The sequence below is a fragment of the Bacillus sp. XT-4 genome (genome assembly GCF_050864245.1).
Taxonomy (GTDB): domain Bacteria; phylum Bacillota; class Bacilli; order Bacillales; family Bacillaceae; genus Bacillus; species Bacillus altitudinis.
Genome location: NZ_JBPAFI010000006.1, coordinates 1 through 25,505, shown reverse-complemented (window position 1 = coordinate 25,505; position 25,505 = coordinate 1). Strand labels below are relative to the sequence as shown.

Genomic DNA, 25,505 nt, shown 5'->3' with positions numbered 1-25,505 from the left:
TAGATAAAGATTTTATGAGGAAAGTGAAAGGAGGGCCACCTTTGGGATCAGTCACCTTGGCCATTTTGATTTTCATCATGACCCTCGTCCTTGTCATTTGGCAGCCAGGACGTTTAACCATTGGATGGTCAGCGTGCGGGGGAGCGATTCTTGCTCTTGCTTTTGGGGTCGTTCATTTGGGCGATGTATGGGAAGTTACCCAAATTGTCTGGAACGCCACCTTTGCATTTATTGGAATTATCATCATTTCATTGATTTTAGATGAGATTGGTTTTTTTGAATGGGCGGCACTTCATATGGCAAAAGCCGCAAGAGGGAACGGGGTCCGCATGTTTATTTATTTAACATTGCTCGGCGCTGTGGTAGCAGCTTTTTTTGCCAACGATGGAGCGGCACTTATCTTAACCCCGATCGTTTTATCTGTGGTCAGAGCGCTGAAGCTGGATGAGCGTATGATCCTGCCATTTGTCATGGCAAGCGGCTTTATTGCAGATACGACGTCTTTGCCATTTGTCATTAGTAACTTGGTCAATATCGTTTCAGCTGATTATTTTCATATTGGCTTTCTTGAATATACAGCAAACATGTTCGTCCCAAACCTTGTATCGCTTGGCGCTAGTATGCTTGTGTTGTATGTGTTTTATCGGAAACTCATACCGAAAACGTACGATGTTTCGCAGGCGAAGGAACCAGCTTCGGCCATTCGTGATCTGCGCATGTTCCGGTTATCTTGGTATGTGTTAGGATGCTTGCTTGTTGGATATTTTGCTGGGGAATTGGCAGGCATTCCGGTGTCAATCATTGTAGGAGGCATTGCCATTGCTTTCTTATGGCTGGCGAAACGGAGTCCACAAGTGGCGACAAAACGAGTCGTCAAAGAAGCACCGTGGTCGATTGTGTTTTTCTCTATCGGCATGTATGTCGTGGTGTATGGGCTGAAAAATGTCGGCCTGACAGAAATTTTAGCGGCATGGATTGAACAGGGGGCGTCACACGGTTTACTTGCGGGAACGATGTTTATGGGGGTTCTGGCAGCCGTGTTATCCTCTGTCATGAACAACCTCCCAACCGTTTTAATTGATGCGATTGCCATCGGTCACACAGATACAGCAGGTGTGATGAGAGATGCACTGATTTATGCCAACGTCATCGGCTCAAACCTTGGTCCGAAAATGACCCCAATCGGTTCATTGGCGACATTGCTGTGGCTTCATGTCTTGAAGAAAAAAGGTGTGCATATTTCTTGGGGGGCATACATGAAAGCTGGAATCATTCTAACCATACCGACGCTGATCATCACGTTATTGGGGTTGTATGTGTGGTTATGGTTGATACATTAAAAAGCAGATCCACCGGATCTGCTTTTTGTTGTTATAGATATTTTGCATAGCGTTTTTCCAAAAAGTCTTGGAGCAATGAGACCACACTGCATATGCCCCAGTAAATCAAGGCAACCAATATATACATGGTCATATAATCGAATTCTCTTCCGCCCACAATTTTTGCTTGCTGGAAGAGTTCGGGCACAGTAATCATTGCTGCTAGTGAGGAAGCTTTGATTAAATCAAGCATGACGTTGGTCAGGGGCGGCAGTGCAATGCGCACGGATTGAGGCAAAATGACTCCGCGCATCGTTTGCCAATAGCTGAGACCAAGTGATTTGGCGGCTTCCACTTGACCACTAGGAACAGAGGAGAGAGCCGCCCGGTTAATTTCGGCAATGTATGCAGCACTATTGAAGCTGAATCCAATAATAGCAGCAGTGACAGCTGTAAATTCAATGCCGATGTAAGGGAATCCGAAATAAAGGATAAACAAAATGACCAGAATGGGAACCCCACGCATGAATGAAATATACAGCCGTGCAGGCAGCCGAAGGAACCATGTATTTGCCATTCGAGCAAGGGCAATAAAAAAGCCTAGAATCGTACCAAAAAACATGCTCACAAAAGAAATGAGCAGCGTCAGCCAGATGCCTTTCATGACAAATGGAAATGACGCTTTTGCCAGTGCAGGATTAAAGATATATTCTAAATGAATATCTCCCACGGCTGCGGCTCCTTATTTAGAAATGTCGACATCTTCGACATCAACATCAATTTTCTTTGAGACGTCAGCATGATTAAAGAATTTCTCTGAAATCTTTTTCATGGTTCCATCTTTTTTCATCTCTTTTAATACACGATTTAATTCTTTTTGAAGCTCTGTATTGTCTTTTTTCATCACAAACCCTTGTTCATTCGGCATGTATTTTAAGTCTGGATGGATCGTAATATTTAGCTTAGGGAATGCAGCAAGCGCCAGTGTTTGCAAGTAGTAGTCATTTAAAATGACATCTGTACGGCCGTTTGCAACATCCTTTAAATATTGCTCGTTTGTGGCATTATCATAGATGACTTCTTTTGCACCATACTTACGGGCAACATCCATATAAATAGTCGTTGCAGCACCTGCTGCTTTCTTTCCTTTTAAATCCTTTAGCGTTTTAATACCTGACAGATCATCTTTTCTGACGATAGCGGTTCCATATGAGTATTTATAAGGTGTTGAAAAGGCGAACTTATCTTTCCTGTCATCTGTGATGTCGATATCGTTTGCAGCGGCATCCACCTGACCTGAATTAATGGCACTGAGCATACCGTCATAACCCATTTCTTTAAATTCTACTTTTACGTCAAGGCGCTTAAATGCTTCTTTGACGACTTCCACTTCATAGCCAGTCAATTGATCCTTGCCGTTCGATGTATCATGGTAAGACGTAGGATACAAAGTGCCTGAAGTAGCGACCACGATTTTCCCTTTCTTTTGAATCTGATCCCACTTTGATTCTCCAGACTGAGGTGAGCCTGATTGATTGCAAGCAGACATGACAAGCATGAGAGCAGACACAACAAGCAGCACCCATATAGGTTTTCTATGATAAAAACGACTCATTTAAGAATCCTCCTCTATTTTTTATACAAAACAAAACATAGCACGCTTTTTCAGTTAGGACAACGTTTTCAGATGAAAAGCGAAAAAGTAAGAATATTATGTGCAATTTGACGGTGTGAATAATGTATAAAAAAGGAAAGGATGCGCAAATTAAAATCGTATAAAGGAGGGAACGACAGAGATGAAAAAAACAAGTGGTTTGATCATACTAACGATGGTGATATTATTTGGTTTTCAAGTGAATACGGCTCATGGAGAAACACCCCAAATGGAAAAGCGCCCCGTCACGCATCAAGTAAAATTAACGACAGAGCAACAAAAACAAATTGAAGTACTTGAACAGCAAATTTTGTCTAAACGAAAAGAAGTGATTGAAAAATACGTTCAGTATGGTGTGTTAACGAAGGAACAAGGCACGCACATCACAAAACGAATGGATGAACATTACAATCATTTAAAAAATAACGGGTTTGTTCCATTACTAAAAAAACCACAGCACCATCGACCATAAGTTCAAGAAAACCGGCAGCAAGGTGCCGGTTTTTATTGTTTATGTGTTAAAAGGTCAGCGTCTCACCATCTTGAGGGACAAAAATGGCCTGATCTGCATGATTCTCTTGAATGTAAGATGTTAATGCCGCTCTTGTTAATAAACAATGATTCACGGCTTCAAGGTGACAGGCGATGATTTGAGCTTGTGGTTGAGTATGGTGAATGTCTACAATCTCTTCCTTTGTCATCGTAATGGGATCTCCCTCTAAAAATTGGGCAGCCCCACTATTGACCACAATAATATCTGGCTGGCATGTATTCACAACCTCTTTCGGCTCATCACACCAAATGGTATCTCCTGCAATATAAAGAGTAGGCTCATCAGGATGAGAGAAAACAAAACCGCTCACTTGTCCCATCCGTTTAGCGGTTTCTCCTGTCCCGTGCTGCCCGCCAGTTCGTTTGATATGAACACCGCAAACATCCATTTCATCTTCAATGCATGTAACATGCTGAAATCCAGCTTCTTTTACTTCCGTGCGATCTTTCTCTGATTGAGTATAGATCGGCAAAGTCTGAGCTAATCTCTTTTTTGCCTCGTCGTCAAAGTGATCTACATGTAAATGAGTAAGCAGGACAGCATCCGGCTGTAATATCTTGTCCAAATCAATGTTTGCAGGCAGCTCAACAATTGGATTGTTTACATGTTGATTGGCAGTATGCGGGAACGGTGGATAGGTTCCTTTTGCTGCTAAAAAGGGATCGATTAAAAATGTTGACGAACCATATTGAAGGTATAAAGTAGCATTACGAATGAGTGTTATTTTCATTAGAAGGCCTCCTTTTTTTCTCATTAAGTTTACAGTATATTAAAAGAGCCTCATGTGACAGAGGATCATGAAAGTCTTTCAGCGGAAAGACTTGATTTTTGAAAGAGGTGAGCCAATGCTAGACAAAACAGATATGGATATATTAAAAGAACTCTCAAAGAATAGCCGATTGACGATGAAAGCACTTGGTGAAAAAGTCCATTTAACCGGTCAAGCTGCTAAAAATAGAGTTATAAAGCTTGAAGAAGAGGGGATTATTGAAGCCTATACCATTTCAATTAACTGGCGGACACAGCAGAACATCCAAACATTTTTGCAGCTCTTTACCCGAAGTTATGATCATGAACCGCTTTTATCGTTTCTCCATCAAAAGGAAGAAATCAAAAACCTGTTTAAAATAAGTGGAGAGGGCTGTTATATGGCTGAAGGACATTTCTCCAGTCATGATGAGCTTGATCAATTTTTAACGGAGCTAACAAAGCATGCAAATTATAAATTGTCTATCGCTGTGAAACGTCTCACTCATCAAGAATAGATGAGGCGCAGGAGGAAATAACCGATGAAAAGATTAATTGAACATCAGGCTGAACCGATCACAAAGGAAAGAATCAAAGCGGATTTGGTTCAACTTGGTGTAAGGAAGGGCATGATCTTATGTGTCCACTCATCCTTGTCATCTATTGGCTGGGTGAATGGAGGAGCTATAGCCGTTATCCAAGCTATGATGGATATTTTAACAGATGAAGGAACACTGATTATGCCGGCACAAACATTAGAGCTGTCTGATCCTGCTGATTGGATCAATCCGCCTGTTCCTTATTCTTGGTGGAAACCGATCAAAGACACGATGCCTGCATTTGATCCGGCTTACACAGCTCCAACAGCAATGGGAAAGGTAGCGGAGACCTTTTGGAAATACCCAGGCGTAGAAAGAAGCAATCATCCTCATTTCTCATTCACCGCCTGGGGGAAAAGGAAAGATGAAGTGTTGAAACACCATGCGCTTCCTTATGGTTTAGGAGAAAATTCACCTCTTGGACGTATGTACGATCTTGATGCAAAAGTGCTGCTAATTGGCACGTCATTCGAGAGTGTGACAGCTTTTCACTTAGCTGAATATCGAATCTCACAGCAAGACCTCATGACACGAGGGGCCCCCATTTTAGAGAATGGTTGGAGGGTGTGGAAAGAGTATCAAGATATCATCACAAGAGAAGAACTATTTGAACAGATTGGTCGTGACTTTTTACAATCAGGATGTCGTTATAACCACAGTCAAATCGGGCTAGCCAATTCGTATTTATTGCCGATGAGAGAATCAGTCGATTTTGCAGAAAAATGGCTTGAGCAGTACGACCAGGCGTGATCTAAGCAGTCTGAAAATCAACATAATAGAGATCTTGATCAGGGTGCTCAGAAATATAGCAGGTGAGTTGATAGTCTCCTTTTGGAATGGAGAAAGACAGTACCTGTGCCATGACGCTTGTCAGATAAACCTGATCACTTGAATGAGTAAATGGCACTGTGATGATTCTATCAACGAATGATGGAGGCTCATGGCTGTTTAATGTCACGATAATAGAAGCCTTTCCGTTATTGATGCCTTCAAAAGAAATACCTCGATCCCCAGTTGCGAATCCTTGAAGAATATCGTCATCTGTCCAATCAATCACAGGTGGCGTCGTGCTTCCAGTGTATACGGTGATTTGGTGATAGGAGATAGATAAGGGATACGTTTGATTTAAATCATTCATATAGATTAGCTCCTTTATTCATAAAATTTGTCCAGCTGGCGATCATGTTGAAAAGTGAATGTTTGAAAGTATGATAATTGAAGAGAATGTTAGGCAGCAAGACGATTGTCGCCGTCTTGCGCTACTGTTTGAGGGATCTAGATGTGAAATTGCGAAACCATTTCTTTTAGGTCTCCTGCTAAATGGGCAAGAGCCTCTGATGAAGCTGTTACTTCTTCCATTGCTGCAAATTGTTCTTCTGTTAAACCTGCTACTTGTTGTGAATGTTCACTCGTCAGTTTAACGCCTTCTGTGATAGAGGCAAAGGTCTGCTTCGCATCATTTGTATAAGCTGCGATTTTTTGGGATGCATCTGATAAATGTTTAATGCCATCTGCCATTTCCTTCATTGACTGCTGAATGTCAATAAATGATTCCTCTGTATGAGATATAAGAACAGCCCCTTGAGCGGCTTCCTCTCGTACTCGTTTAATGGCACTCGTCGAATGATTCATCTCTTTTTGTATTTCAGAAATGAGATGTGAAATCATGTTGGATGATGTTTGCGATTCTTCTGCGAGTTTCCTCACTTCGTCTGCCACAACGGCAAAACCTTTTCCGTGTTCACCTGCGCGTGCTGCCTCAATGGCCGCATTAAGAGCAAGTAGATTAGTTTGGTTAGCGATATCTGTAATCACTTTGGAAATTTGATCAATCTCGGCTGAACGTGTTTCTAGCGCTTGAATTGCTGTACCGTTCTCTTCAATTGATTTTGCAATAGATGTCATTTGTGAATTGACTTCACCGATATTTTGTACACCTTTTTGGGCCATTTCTTGTGCGGATTGGCTTCTTGTTGCCATTTGTCCCGCATTTTCAGTGATGTTTACTAGCTCGTTAGATACTTGTCTCATCGTGTGCTCACTAGCTGTCATTTGGGCTGATTGCTGTTCAGACGATTGAGCGACTTCTTGAATGGTATGGGTAATTTTTTCTGATGCTGCACTCGTTTCTTCTGCGCTAGCTGACAGCTCCTCAGAAGAGGTGGCTACTAATTCAGATGTTTTGATCACATTTAAAATGGTTTGATTTAATTTCTCACGCATCTTATTAAAGTGACCTGCCAGCTCAGAAAGTTCATCGCCTGTGTGATCTGTCACGTTGATGGTTAAATTTCCTTCGCCTGCACTCTTAATAGCAGATGCCATATGTTTGAGACGTGTCTGAATCCGCTTTGTGAAAATAGAAATAATGATAACAGAAACAATTAAACTTAACAGTAGAACCGTGACAAATTGAATAAAGAAAGACTGAAGCATTTGTGAAATCATGCTTTGATTTGCACCGGTATAGAAAATACCAATCGTTTCCCCTGTATCATTTTTGATGGGCATATAAGCCGTTTGGTAGTCTTTCCCGGCAACATTGGCTGTTCCGTAATAATTCTCGTCTTTATCCAAAACAGCGGCCTTTACTTCAGGTGAGACTTCGGTTCCTACAGCTCGTTTCCCGTTTAACATGACATTTGTGGCAACACGGGTATTTCCTTGGAAAATCGTGATTGTATCACCAGTATATTCGGCTAATTGATCAACCAATGTGTCATGGTTATTGATTTGAGTATTTCCTTTGTAAAGCTTGCCATCTTTTATCTGCCACGAGCCAGCAACCTTTTCAGTTAGGTAAGCGTATCCTAGCTTTAGATCGCCTTTTGCTTTTTCGGTGGCCATTTGCTTAATGTTCTCTGTCATTTCGCGGTTCACTACATAACCAACCACTGCTGAAAATACGATGAGGACACTTAAAAAGATCAGCATTATTTTGGCGCCAAGCCTCAGTTTTCCTTTTTTCTTCATGCTTTTTACTCCTTTAGGTATAAGGTAGGGTATCCCTCCTTAAAGATTATCGGCATGAAAAAAATGTTTGATATACGTGAATGCACTTACACAGAAATTTTTGTTATGAAAAAAGGAAAGATCGTGCTACTCGATAATAAATTGGATTCTTGTGCCATCAGGATCATCTGATAATTGATGACTTACCCAAGAGCCTGCCCCCCTATTATCCGAAGGACGTACATATTTGACAGAAGCCCCTGCTCCACCTTCTTTACACATCGCCATTGGCCATTCATCACGATCATAACCACGCTTTGTTGGAATGCCATGAAGTGATTTGTCTCTTTGCTCATCACTATTTTTTCGATCAATGGTGCAAATGGAAGAATGACCTTCGTCAATAGCTTCTTCTATGTGCTTCGCGGTTTCTGGATATCGATCTGATGGAAAGTGAATGGTTTTGTCATAAGAAGAGTTTGTCGTCTCTTGTTTATGTTGCCCTAGTTGGACATAGCCTGTCGCTATACCAATGACAATCAATAAAAGCAAGAGAATGGTTTTAAGAAGTTTCATAGATGCTAGCTCTCTTTCTCTTTAGCGTATTTTGTAAACAGAAGTATAGCAGAATTACTTACCAATTTCTCCTCGTTTTGAAAAAACGTCTTTTAAAGTTCGAAAAACGTTTTTTACCTGTTTATGCTCTTTTCCTCGTTGTACAAACTCATAAAAATTTAATTTTGCTGCTCAAAAAACATATATGCTGATGCAAAATGGCTTTATGATTGGTTTTTAGGCTAATTTCAAGATTTTAACACACAGAAATTTCAAAAAAATAAAATTGACTAGACCGATATGCTTTAATAATATGGAGTCAAATATCAAAAAATGTCGTAATTTATCAAAATATGATTCCAATTACATTGCAGGAGGGAAGTACAAATGGCGGATGTCTCTTATCGGCTCGGAATAGACATAGGTGGAACATTTACTGATTTATCGCTGATGAATGAAGCGACAGGGGAGCTGACTGAACTCAAGACACCTACAGTGACAGATGACCCAGCTCAAGGAATTATCAATGGGCTGAAACTTCTAAAAGAAAGAGGTGTCGATTTATCCAAAATACAATATCTCGTACACGGGATGACAATCGGTCTTAATACATTATTGCAGAGAAAGGGAGCAGATTTAGCCCTTTTTGTAACGGAAGGTTTTCAAGACATTTTGTCATTACAGCGTTTACGTCTACCCATTCCTTATGACTTCAATTCTCAATTGCCAGAACCATTGATACCACGAAAACATGTATATCCAATCTCTGAAAGGCTCATACACGATGGTTCGATCAAAAAACCTCTCCAACTGCAGCAATTAGATGATGCTGTCCAGCAGGTCATGTCTAAAAAACTAGCAGGCATTGTCATTTCTTTTTTACATAGTTATCAGAATCCAGTTCATGAATTACAAGCTAAAGCCTATATTCATCACCATTACCCACAATTAGAAGTCCTGACGTCTTCTGAATTATGGCCCCAAATGAGGGAATATGAGCGGACAGTGATGTCTGTTGTCAATTTGTACATTCAACCAAAGGTCAAACAATATTTACAAACATTGAAAAGCCGCTTGAAAGAAGAAGGTGTACCAATTTCTCCATACATTACCCAATCAAATGGTGGTTTAATGGATGCAGAAAGTGCAGCTACTTCACCCGTTAAAACACTTTTTTCTGGCCCGGCAGCTGGTGTAATTGGTGCAGCAAGAATTGCAACTTCTGCAAATGAACCCAATTTAATTACGTTTGATGTTGGTGGCACAAGTGCAGATATCTCGATCATTCAAAATGGGCAGCCTACAATGGCTCAATCGAATCAGCTTTCAGGATTTCCGATCATTCTTCCATCTGTTGCAATGTATTCGATAGGGGCTGGCGGAGGTTCTGTTGCATGGCTTGATCAAGGCGGGCTTCTTAAAGCAGGACCGGAATCAGTTGGCTCGCAGCCTGGACCTGCTTCGTATGGAAGGGGAAAAAAAGCTGCTTTAACCGATGCATTTCTCATATGCGGTTACCTCAATCAAGAACGGTTTGCCGGAGGACATTTACAATTGCAGCGGTCTGCAGCGGAAATAGCCTTTCAGCCAATTGCTGATCAGCTTCATAAAACGGTCGAACAGGCGGCTGACCAGTTGATTCAAGTGGCTGTTGCCAATATGTACACAGAACTAAGCAATGTCATGGAGCAGCAAGGGTTTGATCCTAGAGATTTTAGTTTGTTGGCATTTGGCGGGGCAGGACCTGTTGTCGCGAATTTCCTTGCGAGAGAAATTCATGCGAAAAATGTGGTCGTCCCTCCAAGTCCAGGAACATTATGTGCGCTAGGTGCACTTACAGCCGATTTTATCCATGATGCTGTGTTGTCTAAGAAAATCTGCTTACAAGACTATACGATGGACGAATTAAAACAAGATTATGAAATGCTTTCACGCAAAGCAACGGATTGGTTCAGCCAGCAAAACATTCAACATATCAAACAAACGTCCATTTTGTTATTAGCAGATGCCCGCTATCAAGGGCAGGCATTTGAGATTGAATTGCCATTATCGGTGGATTGGCTAAAGCAGGAACAAGACGTCTATCACCTGATTGAAGCTTTCCACAACCTGCATGAGCGTCAATATGGCCATAGAGATGATCAGGCGAACATTGAATTTACTCATTTGCGAGTTCGGGTTATAGGGGAAACGCCTCCACTGCCTTTCTCTCTTGGTGATGAAAGCAGTGGACAGCCTTTAATACCACAATCATACAGACGAATCTTTATAGAAGAAAAAGAGTACGAAGCATCTGTTTACAATCGGAGTAATTTGTCATTAGGTGCTGTTGTGAAAGGACCTGCCATCATTGAGCAAGATGATACGACAACATTGATTTTGCCAAACTGGGCAGGCAGCATAGACCATTCAGGAAACTTGGTGATTTCAAGGGAGGCGGCTTTACATGGGAACTGATCCAGCAAAGCTTGAGATGATGAGGAGTTATTTTAATGCGATTGCATCAGGTATGGGACATGTCATTGAGCGGACATCTTTTACAACATTCGTAAAAGAATCAGCGGATTTTGCCACAGCATTAGCCACACCTTCTGGAGATTTCTTTGTTTACCCAAAAACAGTCGGTGTCACGATCTTTTTAGGGCTGAGTCTCAAAAAAGCGATTGAAGAAAGCGGACCAATGCAGCCGGGTGACATTATCATCACAAATGATCCTTATACGACAGACGGTTTAGCGACTCATTTGCCAGATGTTCATATCATCAAACCTATTTTTATAGAAGATGAAATTGTCAGTTATGCCTGGTCTTTTGTTCATGTAAGTGATGTGGGAGGTCTTGTCCCTTCAAGCATTTCTCCAACTGCAACAGATGTTCATCAGGAAGGATTAAGAATTCCACCAGTGAAAATCTATGAAGGTGGAAAAGAGAATCAGGTTGTTCGTACCTTTTTAAGAGCTAATAGCCGGGCGAGTCATTTAAATGATGGCGATATTAATGCGATGATTGCCGCTGTTAATACAGCAGAAATCAGACTAAAAGAAATGATCGAGAAATTTGGAAAAAACGAAGTGAAGCAAGGAATGATTGATCTGCTGAAGCAAGCAGAGGATCGCGCAGGAAAAGTCATTGAAGCCATCCCTGATGGAACGAGTGAATTCGCTGATTACTTGGATGATGATATGATTTCGGACGTGCCGATCCGATTAAAGATCAAGCTGACGGTCAAAGGGAAACAGCTGACACTGGACTTCTCTGAGTGTGACCCGCAAGTTAAGACAGCTTTTAATCTTGTCACCAATGGTCAAAAGCACTCCTTCTTGTATCAAGGGTTGATCAATTACATCATTAGTAAAGATCCTTTTATTCCGATTAATGGTGGGATTACGTATCCGATAGACGTGATTTCACCTAAAGGAACGCTTGTCCATCCAGAATATCCGGCTTCTGTCGGTATTCGGCATTCCATTACAATGAGACTGTATAATGTCGTGCTAGGTGCTATTGGTAAGCTGTTGCCTGAAGCAGTGCCGGCGGCAGGTGCAGGTCAATCCGCTATCGTCGTTCTCTCTGTTCCTGATGATCAAACAGGAGGCAGAAAAATGTCTGTGGTCGAACCGTTAGGCGGAGGCGGCGGTGCTCAAAAAGGGACTGATGGAGTAGATGGAATTGATCATTCGTCAGGATTTTTAAAAAATACACCCATTGAGAGCTTGGAACAGCATATTGATATTCATGTACACCGATATGAACTGCTGCCAAACACAGGTGGAGCAGGGGAACATAGAGGGGGACATGCAATTGGTTTAGAATTTGAAATGATCAAGCCAGAATCGATGGTGACGGCACGAGGAATGGAACGAATGAAGTTTCAACCTTGGGGGTTAATGGGCGGACGTGCAGGAGCAATTGGTGAGGTGAAATTGACCAAACCAAATGGGGAGACACAAAACCAGCCGAAAATTGATGTCATGCGTCTTGAAAAAGGCGATATTGTTCAATTGGTTTCACCAAGTGGAGGAGGATGGGGGAATCCATTTTCTAGAACGAAAGAAAAAGTCCTTCATGAAGTGGAAGCAGGGCTATTAAGTGAAGAAAGAGCACTTCAGCAATATGGCGTCAAAGTCTATCGAGATCATAATGAATGGAAAATTGATGACGAACAGACGAGCAGGCTTCGTGAAAAGATGAATGATGCTGATGCTGTCGCTTGGGATTTTGGAAAACAAAGAGCAGCTTATGAGAAAGTGTGGACGGACGAAGCCAGCAGTGAGCTTGCTGTGCAGCTTCGTTCATACCCAGCAAATGAGCGTACGCACTATAAACATGCGGTTCATTCTCATTTTAGTCATAGACAAGAACCGTTAACAAAGATGGATATTATTCAAGCACTTCATCAGTTGAATCAACAAAAAGGGGGAAACGAATTATGAAAAGAAGATTAATGATCATATTTGCAGGTGTCCTATCCATCATGATACTGCTGTCTGCATGCGGTGGAAATGGGCAGGACCAAAGTAAACAGCAGCAGACTGTGATCGTTGGTGTCTACGGAGGGGATTGGGAAAAGAATATTAAGCCAATCCTCGAAAAGTTTGAAAAGGATACAGGCATTAAAGTACAAACGGTCTCTGGGGCAGATTCTGAATGGTTTACAAAATTAAAAGCATCTAATGGTAAAAATCCACCGTATGATTTGCTTATTTTACAGCCTGATACGATTCAAAGAGGTATTGCGGCAAACGTTCTTGCGCCAATTGATGAAGATCAAGCACCGAATGTGAAAAAGCTTTATCGTTCTGTTCAAAAGAAACTCACTGTTGATGGAAAACAATATGCAGCAGGCTTTAGTATGGGACAGCTTGGAATTGCTTATAGAAAAGATCTTGTCAAACAGGAGCCAAACAGCTGGACAGATTTATGGAGCGATCAGCTGAAAGGGAAAGTGGCGATTTCTTCCCCAACTTATTCAGCGGGCTTACAATTTTTCTCTGCACTTGTCCATGCTCAAGGAGGGACAGAATCAAATCCTAAGGATATTGATAAAGCATTTAAAAGCCTCGCACAATTAAAAGGGCGTGTAGCTGCTTTTCCTGATAACCCAGGGTCTATTCAAACGCTGTTAGAACGTGGTGACGTGACGGCAGTTCCATATTGGGATGGCCGAGCATTTGCACTTGAAGAAGAAGGGATGGATATTGGATTCTCATATCCGAAAGAAGGCGCTGTGGCAGCAGTTGCGAGCTGGGCGTTAGCAAAGGGAAGTCAGCATGAGGAAGCGGCTTATAAGCTATTAAACTACCTTAGCGGGAAAGAAGCTCAAGAAGCCTTCTCAGAAAAATCTTACTATGGCATGTCGAATTCTGATGTGAAATACGGAGACAAAATTAAGGGGAAAGTGAAGGTTGGCGAAAATTATTATAGCAAGCTGACTTGGGTAGATTACGAAACAGCGACTTCGGAGCTCGGTCAATGGACAAATCGATGGAATGAAGTATTAGGCGGAGGAAAATAGGTGATCGCATGAGTGGAATCAATTTAGAACATATCAGCCAGCATTTTGGCGAGCAGATTGCTCTTGATGATGTCAGTCTTACGGTAAAAGAGGGAGAGTTTTTCTCCCTTCTTGGCCCTAGTGGCTGCGGAAAATCAACTTTACTCAATATCATTGGTGGTTTTTTAGAACCGACAAAAGGAGTCGTCTATATTGGTGATCAGGATGTGACGACTTTACCTCCTTATCAAAGAAAAACGGGGATGGTCTTTCAAAGCTATGCACTTTTCCCACATCTCACCGTATTTGATAATGTTGCATATGGGTTGAAGGTTCAAAAGAAAAAGAAGGCGGAAATCAAGCAAAAGGTGATGGAGAGTTTGTCTCTTGTTCAATTAGAGTCATTTGCCAAACGTATGCCGCACCAATTAAGTGGAGGTCAGCAGCAACGGGTCGCCATTGCACGGGCACTTGCCATCCAGCCTGCCGTTCTTCTTCTGGATGAACCACTCAGTAACTTAGATGCAAAACTAAGAAAAAATATGCAGACGGAGCTGCGAAATATTCAACGGAATGTCGGGATTACGACTATTCTTGTGACGCATGATCAGGAGGAAGCCTTAAGTCTTTCCGACCGAATTGGGATATTAGGTGAGGGGAAAATTCAGCAGATTGGGACACCTTTAGAAGTATATCGTCAGCCAAATAATCGTTTTGTTGCTGAATTTATCGGACAGGTCAATCTATTTGAAGCGGAATATGATGAAGTTACTTCCACATACACTGTTCCACATTTCATTCAATCAAACGGGAAGCAAGTTCAGCTAAAAGTTGCCGCATTTAAAGAGAAGAGCGAGAAGCATTTACTCATGCTGCGTCCTGAGAGAATCAAGTTATCTTCTGTCGGGGAGGAAGTTCAGCCAAATCATGTCACAGGCGTGTTGGCAGATGTCAGTTATATTGGGCACTCTTTACGTTTGGTCGTTGGGCTTAATCAAGGTGAAATCATTGTCCATGCATCAGACGCAGCATTTCCCGAGCTGCCTCAAGTTGGAGAAACTGTGCATATTCATTGGCAGCCTGAAGATATTGTGTTCTTAGATTCGAAGGTGCATGCGTGATGCGAATCAAAAAAAAGAATCAGCGCTTTCATTGGTTTATGCTGCTGCCAGCTTGTTTGTTTCTAGTTGTATTCCTTCTTGCTCCGCTTGTGATGATGTTTGTCCTCAGTTTTCGTGATGTGGATTCGATGATGAATACGTTACAATCCTATAGTTTGTCTCAATATTTACATGTATTTACGACAGATGCATATGTGAAAGCAATTGGAAGTACTGTGTGGGTGGCCTTACAGACAACGGTGATTTGTTTATTGATGGCATATCCAGCAGCTTATGTGCTAGTGAAAGCACCTCACCCAAGATTGCGGGCTTTTTTCTATATCTTACTTGTATCGCCGCTTTTGACGAGTGTCGTCATTCGGACATTTGCATGGATCGTTCTTCTTTCGAAAAATGGCTTGATCAATGGCATGCTGATCGATTTACATCTGATTGAGAAACCGCTATCGATGCTGTGGAATATGAATGCGGTCATTATTGCTTATGTTCAAGTGATGTTGCCTTTTGCAGTGCTGCCTATTGCAACGAGCTTAACTGATATGGACCTTCACTTAAGACCGGCTTCTATGAGTCTTGGTGCTGGTCGTATTCGGACATTTTTTCATGTGACCTTGCCGCTTACGATTCCAGGCATGATCACCGGAGCAATTATTGTCTTCTCACTTGCAGCAGGAAGCTATATTACTCCTCTGCTAGTCGGCGGACGGATGCAACCGCTCTTGCCACTGTCCATTTATCAGCAGGTCATGCAGGTGTATAATTTGCCTCTTGCCGCTGCGATGTCCTTTACTTTATTGATTTGTGTGCTAGCGGTCGTCAGTCTATTAAGCTATTTATTGAAGCGTTGGGAGGCGAGGATGCATGCGTAAAAAATCAATAGGTGACCGTTTGCTTTCGGTTCTGATATGGAGCGCAGGCTCACTCGTTTATCTCTTTTTAACCGTACCTGTTCTTGTCATTGTTCTTTCTGCTTTTAGTCCGAATGCTTTTCCTGAATTCCCGCCGACTTCGTTTTCCGTTCGCTGGTTTCATGAGGTCGTGTCGAATCCAGAATGGATGGAATCTTTGCGTATCAGCGTGATTCTGTTATTGATTGTGACGCCGCTTACTGTTCTTTTAGGAACGATGGCTTCTTATGCTTTAGCAAGGCTTTCCTTTAAGGGAAAGGAAGCTGTTCAAGCCTTTATTTTGTCACCTCTTATGATTCCTCAGGTAGTATTAGGGATTGCGATGCTGTATTTGTTTACGGCTATGGGCTTTACAGGGTCTTTGTGGGCATTAGTCATTGGGCATGTCATCATTGGTTTTCCTTATGTGGTACGAACCGTGGGTGTCAGTGTTTCAAATCTTGATCCACGTCTTGAGCTAGCTTCCATGAATCTTGGTGCAGGGCCCATACGTACTTTCTTTCGTGTGACACTGCCCTTGATCAAGCCTGGTATTATCGCAGGTGGGGTGTTTTCTGCTGTGACATCATTTGGTGAAATCTCGATTAGTTTGTTCGTTTCTTCCCCTCAAACCATTACGATTCCCGTGAGGACGTTTAATTACATTGAGCAAACTTTTGATCCGAGTGTCAATGCGATATCTGTCATATTTATTATCATTTCTATCATTGCGTTGCTCATTATTGAGAAAACGATTGGTCTGTCTAAGGTGATGTAAATATAATGAAGAAACAAGGAGCTGTCATTTGAAATGACAGCTCTTTTTGTATTGTTTTTATGGTAAAAATATTCAAAGTTTTAGGGAATATAGTTCTTAAGATTTAAGAAAATGCGAGGCGTGATAGGAGACCTCTCTCCTACATTTTCGGTCATATTTGAAAAATTTAAGGAAAAACATGAAATTTTTGCGGTAATTGGTCATTTATTTTCGGTGGAACGCAACTATTATTAGTTATTTTCGGTAAATATCGTAAATTATGATGTGATCCCTTCGGCATAACGCATGAATCTTTACACCCATTTTTCGGTGAAAAAAACAATAATTTCATATAAAGTGGACGTAAATAGAAAATATCTAAAAGAAAAGAAGAAAAAGGCAAATCTATGGAAACATAGAGACGCAAAGCCATGTCCTAAGGTAAAAGTTGCTTTTTTACTATGGTCGGCAGGTTACCGAATCAAAATGGGAGTCCCTCCGTTTTATTCGGGGTGGGCTCCTTTTCTGTTATTCCGTCTATTTTAATGAAATAGACTTGGTTCTTTTGATATAGAGGGTGCAGGGTATCACAGTTGGTGGAGAAAACATAGAAGAGCGGAGGATGAGAATGAGTACAGTTTATTACCCCTTAACACATGCGCAAAAGCGAGTATTCTACACGGAAAGATTTTATCCAGGCACAAGTATTTCTAATTTGGGTGGGTTTGCCAAGTTAAGATCGGTATCAGGTCTAAATCCTTCTTTGATCGTGGATGTGCTTCAAGCGTACATTCGTGAAACTGATTCTCTTCGTTTAAGGCTGGTGTATCGACATGAGCAGGAGGAGCCCGTTCAATATATCAAGCCATATGAAAAACAGCCGATTCGTTTGGTGAAAGGCTGGAGTGAAAAGGAAGTCAGAGCGTGGGCGAACGAGGAGATTCGTGAGCCGATGGAACTGATTGACCGTTCCTTAATTGAATTTACGGTCTTTCAAATCAGTGATCAAGAGTGCTGGCTGTTCTGTAAAGCACATCATATTGTGGCTGATGGTATTTCAATTATCTTGATGGGAAACCGAATCATTGATCTATACCATGACATGCTGCAGGGGACAGACATCTCCCCAATTGAAGACATTTCCTTCGTTGATCACATCATGAGTGAGCAAACGTATGAATCTTCTAAACGTTTTCAGAAAGACCAAGCTTTTTGGAACGAGCAATTTGCCAATATTCCAGATTTCGCTTCTTTAACACCGCATAAAGGTTACGAGATGAGCTTACATGCGGAGAGATTTTCAAGGGATATTCCTGATTCTTTAAAGGAGAAGCTTCGAGTCTTTTGTGAAGAAGAGAAAGTCAGTATGCTTTCTATGTTTATGTCCGCTGTCTATATTTACTTGCACCGATTTAGCGGCATGGAGGATGTGGTCCTTGGCACTTTTATGGGCAATCGGACAAATGCAAAGGAAAAAAAGATGATTGGGATGTTTGTGTCGACCATTCCGATGCGCGCATCTGTGCAAGGATCCCTCACGTTTCTTGATTTCGTGAAGCAAGTCATGGCGGATCAGATGAAGATCTTGCGTCATCAAAAATATCCTTACAATGTGCTCATGAATGATTTAAGGGAAAGAGATGGATTTACAGGACGCCTGTTTGATATTTCTTTAGAGTATCAGGTCATGCAGTGGCAGAAAAAAGAGAATCTTTCGTTCATTACGGAGCCGATTTTTAGTGGAAGCGGAATGAATGATATATCGATTCATGTGAAAGACCGCTGGGATACAGATACATTGACCATTGATTTGGATTACCGTACAGATCTATTTAGTGAAGCCGATATGAGTAAGCTGTTTGATCGATTGATCATTTTGCTGGAGGCGGCAGTCTCTCAGCCAGATCAGCTGATTGGGGCTCTCTCTTTACTGCCAGCAGATGAACAAAAGCAGCTGCTTCAATTATCTAAGGGAGAAGCATTTGATTTACCAGGAGCGAAACCAGTTCACCACTTATTTGATGAGGTAGCTAAAACGTATTCAGAACGGGCAGCTGTGGTAGCGGAAAATGGAACGTTCACTTATGGAGAGCTGTATCAAAAAGCGGACAAACTGGCACGATTTTTACAGATGAAAGGTGTCTCGCGTGATGTACCAGTTGCCGTTTTAATGGAACGGACGGCAGATGCGATGGCTGCCATTTTTGGGATATTAAAAGCTGGCGGTGCATATGTACCGATCGATCCGGCATTACCTGAGGAACGCATTCAATTTATTGTAGAAGATTCTGGTGCTTCTATCGTTTTAACAGAAGAATCGTTTGTTCAGCGATATTCATCCATTGCGGAAAAAATGATTGTCCAGCAGCATATGGAATTAGAAGATCGTCCGCTGCCTGAGCTGATCGATCAGACGACATCACAGGATTTGGCTTATCTCATTTATACATCGGGTACGACTGGAAAGCCGAAGGGAGTGATGATCGAGCATCTTCAGCTGCATCATTTGGTTCATGCCCTGCATCACGAAGTGTATGAGGGGGCAAATCAGCTTCAAGTGGCACTTCTTGCACCATTCCATTTCGATGCATCTGTTAAACAAATCTTTGCTGCTCTTTTATTTGGACATACGCTTCATATTGTGCCAAGAGAAACGACACGAAACGGTGTACAGCTAGCGACTTATTACAAAGAACATCAAATTAAGGCAACAGATGGAACGCCAGCACATGTGCAACTTTTACTTGCAGCTGATTTGGATGGGCTTGCACTGACTCATATGCTGACTGGGGGAGAAGCACTCCCTGCGAAAGCAGCACAGGCGCTGATTGAAGCTGTGCGTGTCAGCCAGCCGGATTTTGCCTTGTGGAATGTGTATGGTCCGACAGAAACGTGTGTGGATGCGGCGGTTCACCGTCTAGATCTCAGTGAGATGCAGAAGTCACCAGAACAGCGCTATGTGTCAATTGGAAAGCCACTGGGCCATCACCGGATTTATATTTTAAATGAACATGAACAACTACAGGTGCAGGGAGCTGTGGGAGAACTATGCATTGCGGGAATCGGAGTTGGACGGGGCTATGTGAATCAGCCTGAATTGACGGAGAAGGCATTCAGACCAGATCCATTTTTTCCTGAAGACCGGATGTATCGCACAGGTGATGTAGTGAGATGGCTTCCAGACGGCACAATTGATTACCTTGGAAGAATAGATGACCAAGTAAAAATAAGAGGTTACCGCATCGAAACAGGTGAAATTGAGGCAGTCATGGAGCAGGTAGACGGAGTCCATCAGGCTGTCGTGCTTGTCGTGGATGAACCGGACGGTGGAAAGGCTTTAAGTGCTTACTATCAAGCACGACAAGAATTTCTTTCCGTGGACACCCTGCAAGCCGCTATCAAACATCAGCTGCCAGCTTATATGATGCCGCTTTATTTCAAGCAGCTTGAGGCATTTCCACTGACAGTTAGCGGGAAAGTCGACCGGCGTGCGCTTGCTGCATTAAAAGGAGATAAGGCTGTCAGTGCTGTTTATGTAGCGCCTAGAAACGATGTAGAAACGAAGCTTGTTCGTTTGTGGGAAGACGTTCTTCATCAAGAGAACATAGGTGTGTACGACTCATTCTTTGACATAGGCGGGCATTCACTCAAAGCGATGAAAGTTCTTACACTCGTTCAGCGGGCTTTTCAAGTGGAGGTCCCTTTATCTGTTTTATTTGAACAGCAAACGATTGCAGCACTTGCTGTTTATATTGAACAAGCGGAAAAGTCTTCACAAGTGGTCATACCGAAAGCACCGACTGCCGCCGATTATCCACTGTCACCAGCGCAGCAGCGTGTTTATATGGTGACTCAGCTGGAGCAGAGCATCGCCTATCATATGCCTGCCGTTGTGAAATTAAGAGGAACGCTGCAACGAGAGAAGTTGGAGGGAGCTTTTGAAAAACTGATCGCACGTCATGATGTGCTGCGCACTTCTTTTCATACAGTCAAAGGAGTCCCTCGTCAGCGGGTAGCTTCATCCGTCCCATTTCAAATAGAACAGGTGACAGGCAGTACGATGGAAGAAAACATGCGTCAATTCGTCCGACCTTTTTATCTTGAGCAGGCTCCGCTTTTGCGTGTTGGTCTACAGTCTTTACATGACCGGGAGCATCTTCTCTATTTCGATATGCATCATCTGATTTCAGATGGTCTTTCAATTGATTTGATGCTGCGTGAGCTGTCTGACGCATATGAGGGATTAGTGAAAGCGCCATTGAAGCTTCAATATCAAGATTATGCTGTTTGGCAAGAACAACAGGCAGAGCAAGGCGGTCAAATAGATGAAGCATTCTGGCTGAAAGAATTTTCAGGAGATATCCCTGCTTTGCAGCTGTTAACTGATTATCAGCGTCCGGCTGTCCAGTCTTTCGCTGGAGATCGCGTTCTCAGGAACATCGATGAGACGTTAACAGGCCGTTTGCAGGAGCTTGCAGCGAATCATCATACGACGCTGTATACCGTGTTGCTTTCTGCTTACTATACATTGCTTGCGAAATACACAGGTCAAAAGGAGTTTGTGGTGGGGACGCCAACAGCAGGCCGGGTGCATGCAGATTTGAATGACATGATCGGCATGTTTGTCCAAACACTTGCTTTACGTTCAGAGGTAGATCCGAACGGTTCAATGACGCAGTTGATTGAGCAAGTAAAGGAAAAGACGATGAGGGCGTTTGAGCATCAGCAATATCCATTCGAGCGGCTGCTTGAAAAGCTAAATGTGCAAAGAGATTTTAGCCGTCATCCATTATTTGATACGGTCTTTTCTCTAACGCCAGATCATTCAACAGCCCAGCATATTGGAGAGATGAAAGTCGAAGTTGAGGAAACCAATTTCCATATTGCGAAGTTTGATCTCACACTTCAAGCGACAGAGTCAAGTCATGGTCTTTCCTTTGTTCTCGATTACAGTACGGCGTTATTTAAACGAAGTACTGCCGAGCAGATGCTCAAGCATTATGTTTATCTTCTGGAGCAGATGGTCGAAGTGCCGGAGCAAGCGATTCAATCATACCGCTTACTGTCTGAACAAGAGGCAGCGGCTCAATTGAAGATGTGGAACCCGTTACCTACGCCTTATCCTGTGGAAGAAACCATTGTGACGCAATTTGAATCGCAAGTAGAGCAGCACGGTCATCAGCCTGCTTTGCAATATAAGGATGAGGTTCTTTCTTATCAAGAGCTGAATCGCAGAGTGAACCAGCTGGCTCATTATTTACACGAACATGGTTTTGAAAAAGGGATGACAGCGGCTTTATTCTTTGAACGTTCTAATGAGATGGTGCTGTCCGTTTTAGCTGTGCTAAAGGCTGGCGGTGTCTATGTGCCAATTGATCCTGACTTCCCTGATGAACGTATCAAGCACTTTTTGACAGACAGTGGTGCACAGTTTGTCCTGACCCATCAGGTGCTGCGTCATCGTTCTGTGCTTACTGCGTTTGAAGGGAAAATCATAGAAATAGAAGATCAAGCCGTTGATCAGCAGTCAGAGAGCAATCCAATTGTATGTGTTTCGCCTTTGGACTTGGCGAATTTAACCTATACATCTGGTACGACAGGCAAACCTAAAGGGAACATGGTGACGCACCGGAACATTTTGAGAACAGTGAAGCAGTCGAATTATCTCACCATTCATCATGAAGACACGGTGATGAGCATTTCAAACTATGTATTTGATGCATTTATGTTTGATGTGTTTGGTGCTTTATTAAACGGAGCGAAACTCATTGTTTTGCCAAAGGATCACATTTTAAATATGAATGAGCTTTCTGGCGCGATTGAGAAGGAAAAAGTCAGTATTTTAATGATCACGACCGCTCTATTTCACTTATTGATTGATATGAAAAAAGGCAGCCTGAAAAACGTCAGAAAAGTGCTGTTTGGCGGGGAACGTGCTTCTGTGCCGCATGTTGTGGCAGCCCTTGAAACGGTTGGAGAAGACAAACTTATTCATATGTATGGACCTTCTGAAAGCACAATTTTCACAACGTATTATCCGGTGAATCACATTGAAGAACAAGCACTGTCGATTCCGATCGGAAAGCCGGTGAGTCAAACGGCTGTTTATATTGTCGATGAGTTTGGACATGTGCAGCCGCCGGGAGTAGCTGGAGAGCTTTGTGTCGCAGGTGACGGACTGGTCAAGGGGTATTATCACCAGCCAGAACTAACGAGCGAAAAGTTTGTTGAAAATCCTTTCCGATCTGGTGAAGTCATGTACAAAACGGGCGATCTCGCACGATGGCTGTCAAATGGAGATATTGAATTCATTGGGCGAATCGATCATCAAGTCAAGATTCGAGGTCAGCGTATCGAGCTTGGCGAAATTGAACACCAGCTATTGCAGCATCCGCAAGTGAAGGAAGCCGTTGTCATTGCGTTATCAAATGATACATTGTGTGCATATTTCACAGCAGAAGGTGCTGTTCCGCTGTCGGATTTACGTGAGCAAGCAGGACGAGAACTCCCTGTTTATATGATGCCAGCTTTCTTCATGCAATTAGACGAGCTGCCACTAACGGGGAATGGCAAGGTAGATAGACGAGCATTACCGGTACCTGATGTAAGTGAGCAGGCTTCAAATGAATACGTCCCTCTTCAATCAGATACAGAGCGTATATTGGCACACATTTGGGAGGAAGTTCTTGAAGTTCCGAAAATCGGCAGACGTGATCATTTCTTTGAATGCGGTGGTCATTCACTGCGCGGCATGAAAATGTTGAACAGGCTCTATGAAGAGATGCATGTGGAATGTACGTTGAAAACATTATTTGAATCACCCACATTAGAGGCGTTTGCCCTTGCGGTGGATCAAACAGATCGAACTGAAATCAGACGAGTGGAGAAAGCGGAAGAAGCGGCTTTTTATCCAGTGACATCTGCTCAGAAAAGATTGTTTGTTCTGCAAAAAATGACAGATGCCGAGCAGAGCTATCATATGCCAGCTGCTTTAAAGCTTGAAGGTGTATTTGATGAAAAACGATTTAAAAAAGCCATTGACCAGCTTGTTCATCGTCATGAAGCATTCCGTACGAGCTTTGACTTCGTTCAGGGTGAACCTGTTCAGCGAATTGAAACGAATGTTTCTGTGAACATTGAAAACATCGAAGGGGAAGGCCGAGACATTCAGCAATTAATGAATGATTTTATCCGTCCATTTGATGTAGAAAAAGCGCCGCTGCTTAGAGTGGGACTTGTGTCTGAATCGGAGAGTGTTCATTATCTGTTGATTGATATGCACCACATCATTTCAGATGGTGCGTCTGTCGGTATTTTAATTGATGAGCTATCGATCTTGTATCGAGGAGACGAACTTGATGAATTGCCTATTCAATATAAGGACTATGCGGTTTGGTCAAACAGTGAAGAATTTCTTGCGAAAAAAGAGGCTGAAGCGGCGTTTTGGTTGGAACAATTACAAGGAGAACTGCCTGTTTTGGCGTTGCCTGAGGATCTTCCGAGACCAAAGGTTCAGACGTTTGAAGGGGGCCGCGTCGAATTTTCTATAGACGGTGCGCTTAAAGCGCAATTGGATGAGCTGGTTAGATCACTCAACGGTACAACGTATACAGTGCTGCTTGCTTGCTACAGTACACTTTTAAGCAAGCTTTCGAGACAAGAAGACATCATGATCGGTTCTCCAGTGGTGGGCAGAACTCATCCTGATATTCAATCAGTCATCGGCATGTTTGTGAATACGCTGGCACTCAGAACAAAACCGGAAGGACACCAGACATTTTCTCAATTTGCGTCAACAGTTCATGAGCTTGTGTTAGCGGCAAATGAACATCAACTTTACCCATTTGAAGAATTGGTGGACCAAGTGCAAACGGTTCGCGACACAAGCCGCCATCCAATCTTTGATGTGGTGTTCTCGATGGAAAATGCAGATATTCGTGACCTGTCGATGGATGGACTTGATATCATTCCCCAGTCGTTCAATGAGAACATAGCGAAATTTGACTTAACCTTAACTGGAAACGAATCTGACGATCAAATCGAGCTTGTGTTTGATTTTAATTCTTCTATCTTTGAACGGTCGTCGATTGAGAAGTGGAAGGAGTATTTCCTTTACTTGATCGAACAAATGGTGTCAGCACCAGATCAATTATTAGATCAGATGCAATTATTATCACCAGTGCAGCAGCAAAAACTGCTTGATGAATGGTCAGGCCCTATCCTAAATGTCCCGACAGATCAAACGGTTCATGCATTGATTGAGGCAAAGTCGCAGGAAGTATCTCATCAAAAAGCCGCTGCCTTCTGCGGCACAAGCTGGACGTATGAAGAGCTGAACAACCGGGCGAATACAGTCGCCGCAAGACTCATTTCCAGCGGCACAAAACCGGGAGACCGCATCGGCATTCTCACGCGTCCATCGCTCGAGATGACAGCCGCTGTTCTCGGTGTGCTCAAGGCAGGTGCGGCATTCGTGCCGATTGATGCCGATTATCCAGCGCAGCGCATGGCCTACATGTTGGAAGATTGCGGGGCAGAGGTCCTTCTGATTCAGAAAGAGCTCACTGCACCACCTTCTTTCACAGGTCATACTCTCTTCATAGAAGAGGCGGTAGAAGGAGAAGCGCACGAGATTCAGGTTCCTATCAAACCAACGGATCTCGCCTATATGATTTACACATCTGGAACGACTGGACAGCCGAAGGGTGTCATGGTCGAGCACCAGTCTCTTGTCAATCTCGCCTACTGGCACAATGATGCCTTCCAGGTGACGAAACAAGATCGAACCGCTAAATATGCCGGCTTTGGCTTTGATGCCTCCATTTGGGAGATGTTCCCGACGTGGATCGCCGGCGCAGAGCTCCATAT

16 protein-coding genes, 2 pseudogenes and 1 riboswitch are annotated in these 25,505 nt (G+C 42.8%); of the genes and pseudogenes, 12 read left to right on the top strand and 6 right to left on the bottom strand.

Going from position 1 to position 25,505, the window contains the following annotated elements:
* Positions 1 to 41: 41 nt before the first annotated feature.
* Entirely contained in the window at positions 42 to 1,340 is a 1,299-nt protein-coding gene (locus ACRRMM_RS15400; protein ID WP_008342056.1) for an arsenic transporter, read from the top strand.
* A 31-nt stretch (positions 1,341 to 1,371) separates the two neighbouring features.
* Here ACRRMM_RS15400 and ACRRMM_RS15395 read toward each other — a convergent pair whose 3' ends face one another.
* Both ACRRMM_RS15395 and ACRRMM_RS15390 read right to left on the bottom strand, forming a co-directional pair.
* Positions 1,372 to 2,049 (bottom strand): amino acid ABC transporter permease, encoded by a 678-nt coding sequence (locus ACRRMM_RS15395; RefSeq protein ID WP_008347854.1) that lies wholly within the window; start codon positions 2,047 to 2,049, stop codon positions 1,372 to 1,374.
* Between the two features lie 12 nt (positions 2,050 to 2,061).
* Positions 2,062 to 2,877 (bottom strand): transporter substrate-binding domain-containing protein, encoded by an 816-nt coding sequence (locus ACRRMM_RS15390; protein ID WP_395947871.1) that lies wholly within the window; start codon positions 2,875 to 2,877, stop codon positions 2,062 to 2,064.
* Between the two features lie 238 nt (positions 2,878 to 3,115).
* Here ACRRMM_RS15390 and ACRRMM_RS15385 point away from each other — a divergent pair, with 238 nt between their 5' ends.
* Positions 3,116 to 3,445, top strand: a complete 330-nt coding sequence (locus tag ACRRMM_RS15385; RefSeq protein ID WP_007498247.1) for a YckD family protein — start codon at positions 3,116 to 3,118, stop codon at positions 3,443 to 3,445.
* A 46-nt stretch (positions 3,446 to 3,491) separates the two neighbouring features.
* Here the strand turns inward: ACRRMM_RS15385 and ACRRMM_RS15380 are convergent, their stop codons facing one another.
* On the bottom strand, positions 3,492 to 4,256 hold the full coding sequence (locus ACRRMM_RS15380) for an MBL fold metallo-hydrolase (protein ID WP_039963201.1): 765 nt from the start codon (positions 4,254 to 4,256) through the stop codon (positions 3,492 to 3,494).
* 115 nt (positions 4,257 to 4,371) lie between these two features.
* Here ACRRMM_RS15380 and ACRRMM_RS15375 point away from each other — a divergent pair, with 115 nt between their 5' ends.
* Positions 4,372 to 4,791, top strand: a complete 420-nt coding sequence (locus ACRRMM_RS15375) for an Lrp/AsnC family transcriptional regulator (protein ID WP_039963300.1) — start codon at positions 4,372 to 4,374, stop codon at positions 4,789 to 4,791.
* Between the two features lie 24 nt (positions 4,792 to 4,815).
* A complete protein-coding gene (locus ACRRMM_RS15370; protein WP_072367501.1) occupies positions 4,816 to 5,622 on the top strand; it encodes an aminoglycoside N(3)-acetyltransferase in 807 nt (268 codons plus the stop codon).
* A gap of 1 nt (position 5,623) precedes the next feature.
* Here ACRRMM_RS15370 and comJ read toward each other — a convergent pair whose 3' ends face one another.
* The 3 genes from comJ to ACRRMM_RS15355 all read right to left on the bottom strand — a co-directional run bounded on the left by comJ (position 5,624) and on the right by ACRRMM_RS15355 (position 8,400).
* Positions 5,624 to 6,010: a competence protein ComJ gene (gene comJ / locus ACRRMM_RS15365; RefSeq protein WP_428828762.1), complete on the bottom strand. Its 387-nt coding sequence runs from the start codon at positions 6,008 to 6,010 to the stop codon at positions 5,624 to 5,626.
* Between the two features lie 137 nt (positions 6,011 to 6,147).
* Positions 6,148 to 7,845, bottom strand: a complete 1,698-nt coding sequence (locus ACRRMM_RS15360; RefSeq protein WP_428828763.1) for a methyl-accepting chemotaxis protein — start codon at positions 7,843 to 7,845, stop codon at positions 6,148 to 6,150.
* 126 nt (positions 7,846 to 7,971) lie between these two features.
* Entirely contained in the window at positions 7,972 to 8,400 is a 429-nt protein-coding gene (locus ACRRMM_RS15355; RefSeq protein WP_007498233.1) for a NucA/NucB deoxyribonuclease domain-containing protein, read from the bottom strand.
* Between the two features lie 366 nt (positions 8,401 to 8,766).
* On the opposite strand from ACRRMM_RS15355, the gene ACRRMM_RS15350 reads away from it, so the two are divergent.
* From ACRRMM_RS15350 to ACRRMM_RS15315, 8 genes and pseudogenes are all read left to right on the top strand, one after another.
* Positions 8,767 to 10,836, top strand: coding sequence for a hydantoinase/oxoprolinase family protein (locus ACRRMM_RS15350; protein WP_428828764.1), 2,070 nt, complete (start codon positions 8,767 to 8,769; stop codon positions 10,834 to 10,836).
* Complete coding sequence (locus ACRRMM_RS15345; protein WP_035703172.1) at positions 10,826 to 12,811, top strand: hydantoinase B/oxoprolinase family protein; 1,986 nt, start codon at positions 10,826 to 10,828, stop codon at positions 12,809 to 12,811. Before ACRRMM_RS15350 ends, ACRRMM_RS15345 begins: the two co-directional genes overlap by 11 nt.
* Positions 12,808 to 13,893 (top strand): ABC transporter substrate-binding protein, encoded by a 1,086-nt coding sequence (locus ACRRMM_RS15340; protein WP_428828765.1) that lies wholly within the window; start codon positions 12,808 to 12,810, stop codon positions 13,891 to 13,893. Before ACRRMM_RS15345 ends, ACRRMM_RS15340 begins: the two co-directional genes overlap by 4 nt.
* Before the next feature lie 8 nt (positions 13,894 to 13,901).
* Positions 13,902 to 14,993 carry an ABC transporter ATP-binding protein gene (locus ACRRMM_RS15335; RefSeq protein WP_025206726.1) on the top strand — a complete coding sequence of 364 codons (1,092 nt, stop codon included), beginning with the start codon at positions 13,902 to 13,904 and terminating at the stop codon, positions 14,991 to 14,993.
* Positions 14,993 to 15,862, top strand: a complete 870-nt coding sequence (locus ACRRMM_RS15330) for an ABC transporter permease (RefSeq protein WP_282834077.1) — start codon at positions 14,993 to 14,995, stop codon at positions 15,860 to 15,862. Before ACRRMM_RS15335 ends, ACRRMM_RS15330 begins: the two co-directional genes overlap by 1 nt.
* A complete protein-coding gene (locus ACRRMM_RS15325; protein WP_282834079.1) occupies positions 15,855 to 16,658 on the top strand; it encodes an ABC transporter permease in 804 nt (267 codons plus the stop codon). The genes ACRRMM_RS15330 and ACRRMM_RS15325 overlap by 8 nt, the downstream gene beginning before the upstream one ends.
* Positions 16,659 to 17,025: 367 nt before the next feature.
* Positions 17,026 to 17,118, top strand: a riboswitch (cyclic di-GMP riboswitch).
* A 141-nt stretch (positions 17,119 to 17,259) separates the two neighbouring features.
* Positions 17,260 to 21,663, top strand: a pseudogene (locus tag ACRRMM_RS15320) (amino acid adenylation domain-containing protein); the annotation flags it as partial.
* Positions 21,664 to 21,816: 153 nt separating this feature from the next.
* Positions 21,817 to 25,505: pseudogene (locus ACRRMM_RS15315) on the top strand (amino acid adenylation domain-containing protein); the annotation flags it as partial.

Coding starts and splice junctions, on each gene's coding strand:
- ACRRMM_RS15390 (WP_395947871.1), bottom strand. CDS start 2,877: ATGCTTGTCATGTCTGCTTGCAATCAATCAGGCTCACCTCAGTCTGGA.
- ACRRMM_RS15385 (WP_007498247.1), top strand. CDS start 3,116: ATGAAAAAAACAAGTGGTTTGATCATACTAACGATGGTGATATTATTT.
- ACRRMM_RS15380 (WP_039963201.1), bottom strand. CDS start 4,256: ATGAAAATAACACTCATTCGTAATGCTACTTTATACCTTCAATATGGT.
- ACRRMM_RS15375 (WP_039963300.1), top strand. CDS start 4,372: ATGCTAGACAAAACAGATATGGATATATTAAAAGAACTCTCAAAGAAT.
- ACRRMM_RS15370 (WP_072367501.1), top strand. CDS start 4,816: ATGAAAAGATTAATTGAACATCAGGCTGAACCGATCACAAAGGAAAGA.
- comJ (WP_428828762.1), bottom strand. CDS start 6,010: ATGAATGATTTAAATCAAACGTATCCCTTATCTATCTCCTATCACCAA.
- ACRRMM_RS15360 (WP_428828763.1), bottom strand. CDS start 7,845: ATGAAGAAAAAAGGAAAACTGAGGCTTGGCGCCAAAATAATGCTGATC.
- ACRRMM_RS15355 (WP_007498233.1), bottom strand. CDS start 8,400: ATGAAACTTCTTAAAACCATTCTCTTGCTTTTATTGATTGTCATTGGT.
- ACRRMM_RS15350 (WP_428828764.1), top strand. CDS start 8,767: ATGGCGGATGTCTCTTATCGGCTCGGAATAGACATAGGTGGAACATTT.
- ACRRMM_RS15345 (WP_035703172.1), top strand. CDS start 10,826: ATGGGAACTGATCCAGCAAAGCTTGAGATGATGAGGAGTTATTTTAAT.
- ACRRMM_RS15340 (WP_428828765.1), top strand. CDS start 12,808: ATGAAAAGAAGATTAATGATCATATTTGCAGGTGTCCTATCCATCATG.
- ACRRMM_RS15335 (WP_025206726.1), top strand. CDS start 13,902: ATGAGTGGAATCAATTTAGAACATATCAGCCAGCATTTTGGCGAGCAG.
- ACRRMM_RS15330 (WP_282834077.1), top strand. CDS start 14,993: ATGCGAATCAAAAAAAAGAATCAGCGCTTTCATTGGTTTATGCTGCTG.
- ACRRMM_RS15325 (WP_282834079.1), top strand. CDS start 15,855: ATGCGTAAAAAATCAATAGGTGACCGTTTGCTTTCGGTTCTGATATGG.